Here is a 14,141-nt window from a genome sequence, read left to right on the forward strand (position 1 = left end):
CGAAGACGCACGTCCCTTCCCGGCTGGAATCTTCGCCATGACCATCAAGACCCTGTTCGAACCCGATGCGCTCTGGTCGTCGAGGGCGCGACGGGCGGGCTGCGCGACGTCGCGCCGTTCGGGTACGGATCGCTGCGCCGGCGACTCAGGAAAACCTGCATCGCCAACAATGGCTACGATCTCGAACTGGCGACGTCGCGGCTGGCGCAGGATCAGGCGGGCCTCTTCGCCTTCGGTCGCCCTTTCATCGCCAATCCCGACCTCGTGGACCGGTTGAGAACCGAGACGCCCTTGGCCGCTTTCGACCCCTCGGCCCTCTACGGCGGAGGCGCTGCCGCCTATACTGACTATCCTGCGGCGACCGCTTCGAGCCGTTCCCGACCTTCGCGACACCCCGCACGAAAGAGCCCATCCCATGAAGGCCTTCATTCTCGACCGCTACCGGAAGAAGGGCGCACTCCGTTTCGGCGACAGACAGGAGCCCTCGCCCCTGCCTGACGACGTGGTGATCGCGGTGCGTGCCGCCGGCCTCAACCAGCTGGACTCCAAGGTCCGCGACGGCGAGTTCAAGCTCTTCCTGCCCTATCGCATGCCGCTGGTTCTCGGCCACGACGTGGCGGGCACCGTGGTTCGCGTCGGCGCGAATGTCCGGCGCTTCCAGCCGGGCGACGAGGTCTATGCGCGCCCCCGCGACGGGCGCATCGGTGGGTTCGCCGAGTTCATCGCGGTCGACGAGGCCGACGTGGCCCACAAGCCGGGCAATATCGGCATGGAAGAAGCGGCCTCGCTTCCGCTCGTCGCCCTGACCGCATGGCAAGCGCTGGTCGAGACGGCGACGTTGAAGCCGGGCCAGAAGGTGCTCATCCACGCGGGATCGGGCGGCGTCGGCACGATCGCCATCCAGCTCGCCAAACATCTCGGCGCGTCCGTGGCGACGACGACCAGCACGGCCAACATCGATCTGGTCAGAAGCCTCGGCGCCGATGTCGTGATCGACTACAAGACGCAGGCGTTCGAAGACGTCCTGTCCGGCTACGACGTCGTCCTCAACAGCCTCGATGCGAAGACGCTGCGCAAATCCCTTGCCGTGTTGAAGCCCGGCGGCAAGCTGATCTCGATCTCCGGACCGCCCGATCCCGCATTCGCCCGCACGCAAAGGCTGAACTGGGGGCTGCGGCAGGTCATGCGGGCCCTCAGCTTCGGCATCCGGCGCAAAGCCAAGGCCAGAAGGATCGACTATTCGTTCCTGTTTATGCGCGCCGATGGCGAACAGCTCGCCTGCATCGCATCGCTGGTCGAGGACGGCGGCATCCGCCCCGTTCTCGACCGCACCTTTCCCTTCGCGCAGACGAACGAGGCGATGGCCTATCTCGAGACCGGGCGCGCCAAGGGCAAGGTCGTCGTCACGCTCGACGACGCCTGAAAGCATAAACATCCCGATGGCTCGCGATGCTTGCCGTCGGGGACAGAACCCTGGCCGATCTCGACTCGAAGCCGCAGCCGTGGCCGCGAGCAGGACGATGGCCTACAGGATGAAGTCCTGCGATCCGAGTTCGGGTGTCGCGTGCTGGATCGCGACGTAAGTCCCGTCGGCAAACGCGACGAAGAGGGTCGAGTCGGGCATCCGGATCAACTGGTAGGGCTGTCCGCCGACGGCGAGACGGTCGCCGCGATAGTAGTCGAAATCGGTGATGACATCGATCGCGCCGGCTTCGTGGACGAACGTATCGGCACCCGCCGCGCCTGTCAGGATGTTCGTGCCGCTGCCACCGAAGATGAGGTCGAGGCCGTCACCACCCTGGATCGTGTCGTTGCCGACGCCCCCGAAGATCGTCGCCCCGACGCTGCCGACGATCCGCACGAGATCGTCGCCCCCATTGGCGTAGATCGTGTTGTGTCCGTCGCCGACGATGGTGATGACGTCGCCGGCGTCGCTGGCATCGCCCGGCCCTACGCCGCCATAAATCGTGTTGTTGCCGCTGCCCTCGACGGTCAGGCTGTCGCTGCCTTGCCCGCCGAAAACGACGTTGGCGCCGACACCCTGAATACGCACAACGTCGTCGCCGACGCCTGCGTATACGACGTTGTTGCCGGAGCCGCCGATGAAAATCGCGTCGTTGCCGCCATTGGCGAAGACGCTGTTGTTGCCGCTGCCGCGGATCGTGATGCCGTCGGAGCCGTCGAACGGGTCGCCAGCGATCGAACCTCCGGCGACCGTGTTGTTGCCGTTGCTGTCGATGGTGATCCGATCGCTGCCGCCGCCTCCCGCCACCAGATTGTCGGCAAGGTTGAGGATCGTCACGTCGTCGTCGCCGATGCCGGCATAGATCTGGCCTGCGCCGAGCGCCCGGTAGAGGACGACGTCGTTGCCGGCATTGGCGTAGATCGAGCCCGAGCCTTCGCCCGTCACGGTGATCGTGTCGGCGGCATCCTCGGTGTCGGATGGCCCGCGGCCGCCGTAGATCAGCACATGCTCGCCCGCCAGCGGCATCGCCGACAGCGTGTCGCGGCCAAGATCGCCGGTGATCGTGTCGTTGCCCGATGCGCTGGCGATCGTATCGTCGCCGGCGCTGCCGAACAGGGCTTCCGAGGCGGAGGTCCCGAGGCGGGAGAGACCGGCGATGAGCGTCGCCATGGCGGATGTCGTTGTCATCGGGAAATTCCTGAACGGGAAAGGACCGGGAGACCGGTGCGGGGTCGCGGACACGAGGCCGTGTCCGCGACCGGCCGGCTCATCGCCAAGCGTTGGACTGCGAGTTGAACGTTGCGCCGATGCCGAAACGGGTGTCCTTCGTGGACTGCCGCTTGTCTTCGGCCTTGAAGATCTCGCGCGCCTCGCTGAAGCGCCGCATCTTGAAGTTTGTCCAGCCACGCAGGAGCGATGCGCCGCGATTCTGGCCGAAGCGGCGTTCGTGCTCGTCGAGAGTGGCGAGCGCCCCCTTGTAGTCGCCGGAGTCGAACGCCTTCTGCGCCTCGCGCAGAACGGCGTTGCCGCCCCCGCCCCCGCCGGCGTTCGAGCCGTTGCTGCGGGCGGCCGTGCGGGTGTTGTTACCGGACCTTGCGGCGGTTTGGCGCGGTGCCGGAGACGTGGTGCGCAGCGAGGTCGGCGGCGCGCTTTCCTTGAAGGAGGCGAGCTCGGGGAAGCTTTCGGTATAGCGCGTGCGCAGGTCCCGCAGACCCGCCGTATCCTTCAGCCGCGCCGCGACCACGGCGAGACCGACGACGCCCTCGCGCGTCGGCTCCCAGTCGACGGATTTGGTGAACCAGCCCTTCGCCTCGTCCACCTTCCCCGCGGCCACGAGGTTCCAGCCGATCGACTGGGCGCCGAGCGGGGATTTCGAGGTTTCGACCACCGCCGCGATCCGGCGAAGGGCGGCATCGTCCAGCGCCACCGGATCGTCGCCGGTCAGCTGGTCGGAAACGATCTCGACATAGATCTTGGCGATCTCGGGCGTGCGGGCGCGATTGTCGTAGGCGAGCGCTTCGGCGGTCTTCAGATCGCCGCCATTGCGCAGCGCCAGGATGTAGCCTTCGAGGTTCTTCGGATCGGGATCGAGTTGCCCGGCAGCCTTGAACCAGTTCGCCGCGTCCGACCACTGTTCGAGACCGTAATAGTACCAGCCGAACAGCGCGGCGTCGTTGGCCGAGCGCGTGGCACCGACATAGGTCGCGAAGCTCGAGAGCTGTGCGGCATCGATGGGGAGTCCCGCCTCGCGTGCGGCGACCTTGCCCATCTGGCCGCGCAACGTATCGAAGCGCAGGCCGTCGAACTCGCGCTGGCCCGCCGCGGTCGGCCGACCGAAGCCGAGAAGCGCGTCGACGCCCTGCGGCGGCAGCACGGCGGACGCCTTCTGCACCGTCGCAAGGCGTTCGCCGGGATTGTCGCAATGGGCGAGGATGTAGCTGTAGAGATCGTAGGAGCGGGCGAGGTTCGAGGCGCGGGCGAAGCCCTCCCCGACCTTCCAGAGCATGTCGACATTGGCGCAGGTCAGCAGCGTCGGACGCGATTGCGCGGTGTCGAGCACGCCCTGCCAATCCTGCCGCGCATAGGCGGCATCGACGGCAGTGCGGATCTCGGCATCGGCGAGCTTCTCGGTCAGGTCGCCCGAGGGCTCCCAGCCCGGGTTCTGCGTGCGCAGCGTCTCGATCACTTCGCGCGCGCCGGTGAAATCCTTCAGCGCGTAGCGATCCCAGACCGGCTGTTCGTTGACCTTGACCACGGCGCCGAAGAGATCGGCCGGCGGTTGCCAGTCCGGATAGAGGCTCTTGAGGCGGCGGATCTCGGCCCCGACGCGGACCATGTCACGCTGCGAGGCGTAGTAGCGAAGCGCGCCGTCGTCGGCCCCCTGGGGCGCGGCCGCCGCCGCAGCTTGCGCGTCAGGCTTGGCCGGCTCGATCGAGAAGGCCGCGGCGGGCGCGCTCGGCGCGGCAGCAGCGGGCGCCGGCTCGGCGGTCACGAACGGATTGACCGGAGCCGCCGGCTTGGCCGCCGGTGGCGGCACCATCACGGCGAACGGATTGACTCCTGCGGCCGTCGGCGCGGCAGCTACGGGAGCCGCCACCGGCGCTGGCGCGAACGTCACGGGCGCGGACGCCGCCGGCTGCAGCGCCAACGGCACGGCGATCGACGGTGCAGGGGCACCCGGTGCCGCGGCCTGCGGCGCGCCCCATCCCGCCGCGCCGAAATCGGGCGCGGCAACGGGGGTTTCCGCATGGGCGGCGAGAGCGAAGGCCAGGCTCGCGGAGGCGAGAAGAACGATCCTCACAGGCATTGGGGATACCTTTCGGCGAGAGCCATGAGGCTCAGGAGATGGAGGGTGCTGGGATAGTAGGTCGTCGGCACGAAGCGCTTCGTGGCCTCGCTCACGTGCCCCTTGCCGAGGCTGCAGGCCACGAGGTCCGCGATTGCGAGATAGCCGGGATCGCTCAGCCGGTTGATCGACAGGCCGACGGTCACGTCGGCGACGTCGGGCGTCGGCGGATTGGCGGCCTGCCAGCGGTCGAGATAGGGACGCAGCAGGCGGTTCTCGTCGCGCCCGAGCCAGGCGAGGTAGAGCGGCACGCGGATGGCGTTGTAGCCGAAGGTGGGCGCGAAGGCCGCGGCCGGCGCGGGCGTCTCGGCGGCCAGCGAGATCCAGTCGGTGGGCAGTTCCGCTTCCCCGAAGCGCGCGGCCTTGGCGAGGCGAAGGCCGCTCTTCAGCAGCCTCGCCTCCTCGAGGGACGGCGAGATCGTCTCCAGTTCGAGGAGCGCGGGGAAGATCCAGTAGGACAGGTTGACCACCGGACCGTCGGGTTGCTCTCCCTTGGCGAAGCCTTGCGCCGCCGGAAGAAGCATCTTGCCGTTCGGCCCGTCGACCAGAGCCTGGGCCACCACCGCATCGACGATGAGACGGGCGCGGGCGCGCCAGTCCGGCTCCTTCCAGCGTTCCGAGGCGCGCAGCAGCGCCCAGGCGATGAGAAGGTCGCCATCGGTGGCGTCGTTGCGATCGGTGACGCGCGGCTCGGCGGCCGGCTCCCACTTCCACGCCGCGAGCGCATCGTCGCGCACGAAGAGCTCGCGGTCGGTCCAGTCCCAGATCCGCTCGAAGCCCTGCCGGTCGCCCGCCGCCACGGCGATGAGCATGCCGTAGCCCTGCCCCTCGCTGTGGCTGATCGACTGGTTGTCGTCGTCGATGACGCGCCCTTCGGGCGACACGAAGCGGCTCTGATAAAGCGGCCACGAACCGATGATGTAGTCCTCAGGCAGGATCTCGGGCTGAGCCCGGGTCGCCGCAACCGCTGGCGATGCGGCGACAGCGAGCCCCGGCGTCAGCACGGCAAGGAGACCGGCCGCGGCAACGATCATGGACAGACGCGCCATCACCGGTCCTTCTCGCCGAGGCCGCGCAGGAAGACCAGCGTGGTCAGGCCGAGGAGGATCGAAGCCGAGAGGAGCAGGATCATGTAGCTCTGCGCGTGGCGCGAGAACCAGCCGGCCAGCACCAGACGCGCATTGCCGATCGAGCGCGGCTGCGTCTCGAAGAGGCGCTCCTCGGAGCTCGGCGTCGCGGTGATCGAGCCGTCGGTCTTCGAGACCACCGAAACCGCGCCAGCGAGCGCGCTCCAGTTGTCGCCGCCCGTCAGGCTGCGAACACCGCTGGCGAGCGCTTCGGTGGTCGGAGCCGCGACGAGCGTCCAGGCCGCGGCCGCAGCGCGCGGCGCGGGCGCCTGCGCCACCAGCAACGCCTCGTCCGGCAGCGCCGTGAAGCGCGTCGGGTCGGACGAAGCCTCGCGACGCAGCTTCGAGGCGATCGAGGTGACGAAGGGGCGGGTCAGTTCAACGAATCGCTGCCTGTAGTCGACGGGTTCGGCGAAGGACGAGAGGATCCCGCCATCGCCGGCTGCCGGCGTCGCCGGATCGTCGCCGACCACCTCGCCGGTCGCCGCCTCCGCCTCGATCGAGGTCCAGGCGCCGAGCTGGACCGGCTCGTCGGCCGGCGACGGCTCGTCCGACCCGCTGCGCACGCGCACGGCATCGAGGAGTTCGGGCGGCAGCGCGGCGTAGGCGCCGACAGCCAGGAGATTGCCGCTTTCCTCATGCGGCATCGCGCTGACCATGTGGGTGTCGCGCACCGTGCCCGAGCCGATCGACATCTTGGCGACGATCGTCGCCGCCGCATCGAGCGCGCTCGGATCGGCGCCGGGAACGTAGACCGCCAGTGCGCGGTCGATCTCGGGCGCCTGCTGGCCGATGCCGGCCATCGTGGCCGACAGGTCGGGATAGTGGCCGACGCGAGCGAGCGAGGGCATTTCCAGCGTCGACGAGCCGCCGAGCATGAAGCGGGCCGAAGCATTCTGCTGGGCGCTGGCGTCGCACACCGAGTCGGACGCGCGCGGCACGATCGCTTCGAAGCTGATCGTGTTGAGACCCGGCTTCAGCGTGTCGAGCGGCAGGCGGAGGCGCTGCTTCTCGATCGTGCCGGCGCGCGGCGAACTGAGCGACAGCGTCGCGACGATGCGCCCGTTGGCGCGGGTTATGAACTGGGCGTTGTCGGACAGGCCCTTGGCATAGGCCGCGTCGAGGAGGATCGAGGCGTAGTCGTAGTCGGCGGCATAGAAGTCCGCCGGCAGGGCGAGCGTCAGGCTTTCGCGGAAAAAACGGCCGGTGAACGGCCGGTCGTCACTGCCGAATTCCGAGAGGCTGATCGACTGCCCGTCGGCGATGCGACGCCCGCGTCCGTTCTCGAGCGCGCGCAGGCCCGAGGCCGTGCCCATCAGCTTGGTGCTCTGTGCGGCGTTGCGCAGTTGCGCCAGCGCGGCCTGCACCTCGTCGGACGTCGCACCGGACACGACGAGACGCGGACGGCTGCCGTCGCGGCCGGGCAGGAAGCTGACGTTCGGCCAGGCCGTGTTGCCGGTGCGCGGCGCATCCGGCAGCTCCGAGAAGGTGCCGACCGCGACGTCGAGACCTGGGCCGTCACGGCTTTCGGTGCCGAGATGAACCGCAGGCGTCTCGAAGGCGCCGAGCAGCACAGCCGACTGGATGGCGTTGAGCGTGCGGTCGATCTCGGCGGGCGTCGCGCCGGCGGCGAGGCGTCCGTCGATCTGAACCGCGCCCGTCTCGTCGCGCGGCAGGGCGGGCAGTTCGGAAATGTCGCCGACCCCGCTCGGCGCCGCGGCGAAACGAAAGCCGCTCGTGCGCGGGTCGATCTGCGTCCACAGCTCGTACGTGCCGTCGATCGAGCAGTCGACGCGGTGGTTCTGGCTGAGGAGGATGCGCACCGAGTTGAAGCCGGGCTGCAGCAGGCCGACGGGAACCGGCACCACCAATTGCTGCGCGCCGCCCGGCTGCAGCGGCTTCTCGCTGACGGCGACGTCGTTGATCAGCACCCGCAGCATCGAGGTTTCAGGCGCCACGGAAACCGCGCTGACATAGGAGAGCACCATGCTGGCCGCGCGCGTGCTCTGGCTCCCCGTCAGGAAGACCGCGAAGGTCTCGTGCGGGTTCTCGCCGGCCAGACTCAGCCGCGGCGCGGCGAGCGGGAACGACAGGAGGTTGGGATCGCGGACTTCAGTGATCCCCGCACCCGCCTGCGGGGCATCGGCGGTCGCCGGCCCGGACGCGGGCGCGGCGATGTCGAAAGCGGGACCGGCGGCCTGCGCGATGACAGGCGAGACGAGCGCGAGGGTGGTGGCCGCGAGGAAACCCCGGCAGATGTTCATTCGATCAATCGGCATCGGTTCGACCTCCTGCGTCAGGACGGGGTTGCGGTACGCTCGGTGAGCGCGGGTGCGGAGAGATGGGTGGTCAGGACATCCTGCTGCGGCAGGACCGGCGCCGGATCACGATCGAAGACGAGGTGGCGGAAGGCGCGAAGCGGGTAGATCAGCGCCCAGGTGACGAGCGCGGCGTTGGCCGCGATCAGACCACGCCGGCGCTGGCGACCATTCCGCTTGGCCCGCACCGGATCCATGTCCGACATCATCAGCTCGGCGATGAGCCGGTACTGACCGGCATTGGCCTCGTAGTGCAGCCCGAGCATCGTCGCATCGCCCTCGGTGCCGATCGAGCGGATGCTGACGGGCAGCATGCCGAGCACCTCGCCCGTCTTGGTGGAGACTTTCAGCTCCGCCGCCGCCTGGGCGGCGAGCGCCGGCAGCACGCCATGTGGCGAGACCTTGGCGCCGCCCATCGAGATGTCCTCGACGGTGACGGGGATGACATGCCCGTCCACCACCAGTTCGGCGCGGCGGTTGGACACGAGGCGCGGCGAGAGGCGACGCTCGCGACGCTCGGTGACGACACCCAGCGCGGCGGAAGCCAGAAGCAGGTTCATCAGGTTCCAGCCGGCGACGACGAGCAGGATGCCGCCGATCTCGGGCTCCGTCTGGTAGCGGTAGATCGCATAGCCCATGGCGCCGAGCAGCACCGCGAAGATGGCGAAGTAGGGCAGCGCGATCTCCGAGAGGCGATCGTCCTGAAGCGTGTCGCCTTTCGAGGTGACGTTGAAGGTCGGCTTGCGGGGGTTTAGGATGACGCTGATGATGGCGCGGAAGAGATAGACCGACTGGACGTACTCGTAGAGCTCCGACATCCACGGCCAGCGAACCCGGCCGTACAAGTAGTTGCGGATCAGCGACGAGATCGCGAGATAGGTCAGCGTGTAGGCGAAGAATTCTTCGGTCGAGACGTCGTAGATCTTCAGGTTGAAGAAGATGAAGAGCAGCGGCGCGACCATGAAGATCATGCGCATCACCGGGAAGAACCAGATGAGCGAGGACGAAAGGTAGCAGATGCGCTGCGCCCCGGTAAGGCCTGGAACGAGCGCGGCGTTCTTCAGGAAGAGGATCTGCAGCATGCCGCGGCACCAGCGCGAGCGCTGACCGATGAAGCTCGAAAGCGTCTCAGGCTGCAGGCCGGTGACCATCGGCTTGTCGACATAGACGCTCTTCCAGCCGCGCGAATGGAGATCGAGAGCCGTCTCGCAGTCCTCCGTGATGGTGACGCCCGAGAAGCCGCCGACCTGCTCCAGCGCGGCGCGACGCAGCACCGCGGCCGAGCCGCAGAAGAAGGCCGCGTTCCACTTGTCGAGCCCCTTCTGGATCGTGCCGTAGAACATCTCGTTCTCGGAGGGCATGGTCTCGAAGGTGCGCAGGTTCTTCTCGATCGGATCGGGATTGGAGAAGAAGTGCGGGGTCTGGACGAGGAAGACCTTCGGATCGCGCCGGAAGTATCCGACGGTCTCGCGCAGGAACTCGCGGGCCGGAGCGTGGTCGGCATCAAAGACGACGACGAGCTCGCCGTTCGAGGCCGCAAGGCCTGCGTTGAGGTTGCCGGCCTTCGCATGTGTGTTGCGGGCGCGGGTGACGTAGGTGACGCCGAGATCGGCCGAGAGGCGCTGGAGTTCCTCGTGGCGGGCCAGTGCGGCGGCGGCCGCCTTCGCATCGCGCGACAGGCGCTTCTGCTCGGTGCCGCCGTCGTCGAGCAGGAAGACGCGCAACTTGTCGGCGGGGTAGTCCATTACCTTCGCCGACGACAGGGTCAGCGCCAGAATGTCGGACGCTTCATTATACGACGGCACGAACACGTCGACGCGCGGCAGATCGGCGTCTTCGAGCTGCGGGGCCTGCCCTCGCGACAGCGGGTCGGAGACGACGAAGAGGTTCATCGCCAGCAGGACGATGTAGTACATCTCGGCGAGATAGAGGATGACGGCCGGGATGAAGTTGGCCAGATCGTCCGGCGAAGGCAGCGTCGCGGTGGTGCGCCAGTAGGCATAGCGCAGCACGACGGTGGTGGAGATCGCCAAGAAGACGAAGCGCCAGGGCCCCTGCAGCCGCAGCAGATAGATCACGGCAGCCAGTGCGATCGCGGTCGAGGCCACGAAGAGCTGCGCGTCGACGCTCACCGGCTGACTGATCAGGAAAAGTCCCGCGATCGCAGTCAGCAGCCAGAGAACGCCCATTGCGGTGATGCGCATGGGATGACTCCATCTCGGTTAGAAACACACACACGGAAGCCACGCCCCGACCGACGGAGCGGTTCGGGGAGGACAGCCTGGACAGGGCGGCACGTGACGTTGGGTAAACCTACCCGACGTGAGGTTGTGTCACAAGCATATCGCCGTCCACATCGTTAACCGCCTGCGTATCGAGACGGCTCGTGACCTTCGGCACAGTCCGCCTGAATCAAGCCAAAATGAGAAATTCTTACTAGCGCAATTTTAATCAATATTGATGGATTTGTGTCGGGGCGAACACGTCGGTCGGCTGTCAGATCGCGTCATTGTTCGGGCGCTCAAGGCTTCCGTCGACGCCGATCACGGCCCCGGCATCGCCAATCTCGAGACAATTGAAGATCAAAGGCCATGCTGGATTGAGGCGATCCTGTGGCAACGCAACACGAGGCGCGATGCGTTTTCGGCCCCAAAACCGCATCTAGGACCAGAATATGCGTCATCGTGTCGCACTTTCCGGCTGGAACTTTCGCTCTTGAGCCTTGAAATCAAACTTGCCGATCAGATCTGGCCAACTTGGGCTTCGCCTCTGCACACAAACTCAGGTCCCGTGCCCAAGCGAGCCTCCTGCCGCAAGCCAGAGGGGACAGTCGGCGAACTATTTGAGGCTTGACTGACGAATTGGACCAGCGAACGGTGGATTGAACAGGGCTTCAATCTCCGCCCAACCAAGGCAGAACGCGATCACACGGGTCTCGTTGACGAAAACCGTCGGAAACTCAGCTTGTAGCCATCGTTAACATGAACGCACGTGAGATTTGCATCACTCAGTAAATTTTCACATTATGACGGCCTGAGAATCTCAGATCGACATCTGAATTACCACAATATTTTTCGGATACTGATCGATGAACCGTGATTGAGTGCAGTCCTCTTTATTCGGCTGTCAATTTCTAATCACGCCATCCTCTTTCTCGCCTCATCAGAAAATGATTTCCGCCGCCTTTTTGATGAGAGAGCACCGTCTACGCCCGATTCTGATTGCTATGAATTCGTATCGTGAACCTGCAAAATTTGCCTCGGCGGCCTACGCAGCTTCCGCAGCCCTTCATGACACACTTTTATAGGTGATATTTACAATTTTCCTCCCGGACTATCAGTCCAAGCTCATATTCAACCCTTCCTATGATTTTTATTTATTCAATATTATTAAATGGTGATGTATAGCGCAGCCGACCGGCGCCCAGCGAGCGCTCGTTACGCAAATTAACGCTTCGAACGCCACATCTCTTTATTCTCCGCGGTTATGATCCTACTGTTGGCGACGACACGTGGAATCCGAGATGCTGAAGACCGACAGGGCCCTCTTGGCCGGCAACGCGCGATCCGAAACTCGCCGCGAGATCGTCGAGAAGGTCTGGCTGGATCAGGCCGACCTCGCGCTTCGGCTGGCGCCGCTCGCGATCCTGACCGGCCTGACGGTGTCCAACATCGTCTGCTACTATTTCTGGGGCGCGGCGCCGCTCGCCTACGTTCTGGGGCTGCAGGCGGTGATCATCGCACTGGGCTGCGTCGCGTTCCAGGGCTGCGCATCGTGGCGGCGGGGACGCCTGGTCACGCCGAACCGGACGATCGGCCTCGTGCGCTACCGGCTGATCGGCGTCGCCGCGCTGGCCGGCATCGCCCTGGCATCGATCCCGGTCATGCTCTTCAGTGGCGCCGACGCCGACGGGCGTCTGCTCATCGCAGCCACCTGCGCGGGCCTCATCGCGACGGGCATCTGCATAGGCTTCGTTCCCGCTGCCGGCATCGCCTATTCCGGCAGCATCATCGTCGGGTCCTTCGCCGCGCTCGCAATGACCGGCCAGCCCTTCTACATCACCATCGCGATCCTGCTGGCGATCTACACCCTCTTCATCTTCACGACGATCATCCAGATCAGCCGGCTGGTCAGCCTTCGCGCCATCGTCCAGCACGACCTCGACCGGCAACGCGAGGTCAGCAGCCTGCTCCTCAACGACTTCGAACAGAACTCCAGCGACTGGCTTTGGGAGACCGATGCCGACGGTCGCGTCCAGGCGCCTTCGAGCCGGTTCGCCGAAGTTCTGCAGACCGATCGCAAGACCCTGTCGTCGTCGTGGTTCGAGGCGCTACTGACGCCCGACATCATGCTCCCGAGCGAACCGCTGCAGACTCTTCTGGGCGCGATCAGCGAGCGTCGGCCGTTCCAACGCCTCGTGGTTCCCGTCCGGATCGGCGCGGAGCGACGCTGGTGGGCTCTCACCGGCAAGCCCATCCTCGACCGGGAGAAGCGCTTCATCGGCTTTCGCGGCATCGGCTCGGACGTGACGCTGCAGAACGAATATCTGGCCGAACTCGACCATCTCGCCAATCACGACACTCTGACGACCCTGCCCAACCGCCGCCGGTTCGAGGAGATCGTCGCGGAGGCGCGGCGCGCTCTTCTCGCGCAGCCGAGCGCGGGGGGCTACGCGGTGCTCTGCCTCGATCTCGACCGCTTCAAGCAGGTCAACGACACGTTCGGCCATGCGGTCGGCGACGATCTGCTGCGGGAAATCGGAACACGGCTCCAGGCCTTCGTCGGCCCCGACCTCATCGTCTCGCGCTTTGCCGGCGACGAGTTCGCGGTGCTCCACACGACGTCGGACGGGGCGTCGAACTCGGCGCTGGCGGAGCACATCGTCGACAGTCTGCGGCGGCCCTTCGTCTTCGACGGGCTCTATCTCGACGTCGGCGTGAGCATCGGCATTGCCATCGCAACCAACGAGGCATCGTCGGACGGGATCCTGCGGAAGGCGGACGCCGCGCTCTATCGGATGAAGGGCGACGGCGGTGGCGGCTATCGCTTCTACGTGCCGGCGATGGACGAGCACAAGGAAGAGCGTGCGACCCTGATGGGCGCACTGCGCGGCGCGCTCGAGCGCGGCGAATTCACGCTGAACTACCAGCCGCTCGTCTCGTCGGTGGACGGAGAACTCTGCGGCTTCGAGGCGCTCATGCGCTGGCAGCATCCTGTGCACGGGCAGGTGCCGCCCTCGGAGTTCATCGCTCTGGCGGAAGAGACAGGCACCATTCTGGCGCTTGGCGAGTGGGGTCTACGCACCGCCTGCCGCTTCGCCGCGACCTGGCCCGACCCCAGCCTATCGATCGCCGTCAACGTCTCGACCGTCCAGATCCGGCACTCCGACCTCGTCGGCGTCGTCTCGCGCGCGCTCTCCGATTTCGGCCTGCATCCGTCTCGGCTGGAACTCGAGATCACCGAGACGGCGTTCCTTGCCACGACGAGCGAGGCGACGGCGGTCCTCGAAAACCTTCGCCGGCTCGGCGTGCGGCTGGCGCTGGACGACTTCGGAACGGGCTATTCCAGCTTGAGCTACCTGAAGAAGTTTCCGGTCGACAAGATCAAGATCGACCGCAGCTTCATCATCGACCTGCCGGATGCCGAGAGCGACATCAGCATCGTCAAGACCATCGTCGACCTCGGCCGCACGCTCAACATGACGACGATCGCCGAGGGGGTGGAAACGATCGAGCAGCGCGACTGTCTTCGCCAACTCGGGTGCCCGCAACTGCAGGGCTACCTGTTCGGCAAGCCCGAATCCGAGGCGGTCACGCTGGAGGTGATCGCCCGCAAATCCAAGCGGTTCGAGCCGCGCGTGGTGGCCTGAGACCCCTCCCCGGACG

The 14,141-nt window shown here is 66.3% G+C and carries 7 protein-coding genes and 1 pseudogene; 3 read left to right on the forward strand and 5 right to left on the reverse strand.

Translation table 11 applies throughout. From position 1 onward, the window contains the following. Nucleotides 1-75 precede the first annotated feature (75 nt). Nucleotides 76-372, forward strand: a pseudogene (locus AUL33_RS22695) (alkene reductase); the annotation flags it as partial. 43 nt (nucleotides 373-415) lie between these two features. Further along, entirely contained in the window at nucleotides 416-1,423 is a 1,008-nt protein-coding gene (locus AUL33_RS01690) for an NADP-dependent oxidoreductase (RefSeq protein WP_062203015.1), read from the forward strand. 102 nt (nucleotides 1,424-1,525) lie between these two features. On the opposite strand, the gene AUL33_RS01695 is transcribed toward AUL33_RS01690, so the two are convergent. From AUL33_RS01695 to bcsA, 5 genes are all read right to left on the reverse strand, one after another. Continuing rightward, on the reverse strand, nucleotides 1,526-2,653 hold the full coding sequence (locus AUL33_RS01695) for a calcium-binding protein (RefSeq protein ID WP_156419231.1): 1,128 nt from the start codon (nucleotides 2,651-2,653) through the stop codon (nucleotides 1,526-1,528). 79 nt (nucleotides 2,654-2,732) lie between these two features. Next, on the reverse strand, nucleotides 2,733-4,772 hold the full coding sequence (locus AUL33_RS01700) for a hypothetical protein (protein ID WP_062203019.1): 2,040 nt from the start codon (nucleotides 4,770-4,772) through the stop codon (nucleotides 2,733-2,735). After that, complete coding sequence (locus AUL33_RS01705) at nucleotides 4,763-5,860, reverse strand: glycosyl hydrolase family 8 (RefSeq protein WP_062203021.1); 1,098 nt, start codon at nucleotides 5,858-5,860, stop codon at nucleotides 4,763-4,765. The genes AUL33_RS01700 and AUL33_RS01705 overlap by 10 nt, the downstream gene beginning before the upstream one ends. Then, nucleotides 5,860-8,217 (reverse strand): cellulose biosynthesis cyclic di-GMP-binding regulatory protein BcsB, encoded by a 2,358-nt coding sequence (locus AUL33_RS01710; RefSeq protein WP_082652244.1) that lies wholly within the window; start codon nucleotides 8,215-8,217, stop codon nucleotides 5,860-5,862. Before AUL33_RS01710 ends, AUL33_RS01705 begins: the two co-directional genes overlap by 1 nt. A 17-nt stretch (nucleotides 8,218-8,234) precedes the next feature. Then, a complete protein-coding gene (gene bcsA / locus AUL33_RS01715) occupies nucleotides 8,235-10,460 on the reverse strand; it encodes a UDP-forming cellulose synthase catalytic subunit (protein ID WP_062203025.1) in 2,226 nt (741 codons plus the stop codon). A gap of 1,319 nt (nucleotides 10,461-11,779) precedes the next feature. On the opposite strand from bcsA, the gene AUL33_RS01720 reads away from it, so the two are divergent. Further along, nucleotides 11,780-14,125, forward strand: a complete 2,346-nt coding sequence (locus AUL33_RS01720) for a bifunctional diguanylate cyclase/phosphodiesterase (RefSeq protein WP_062203027.1) — start codon at nucleotides 11,780-11,782, stop codon at nucleotides 14,123-14,125. Nucleotides 14,126-14,141: the final 16 nt, after the last annotated feature.

The sequence above is a fragment of the Aureimonas sp. AU12 genome, from assembly GCF_001463705.1.
Taxonomy (GTDB): domain Bacteria; phylum Pseudomonadota; class Alphaproteobacteria; order Rhizobiales; family Rhizobiaceae; genus Aureimonas.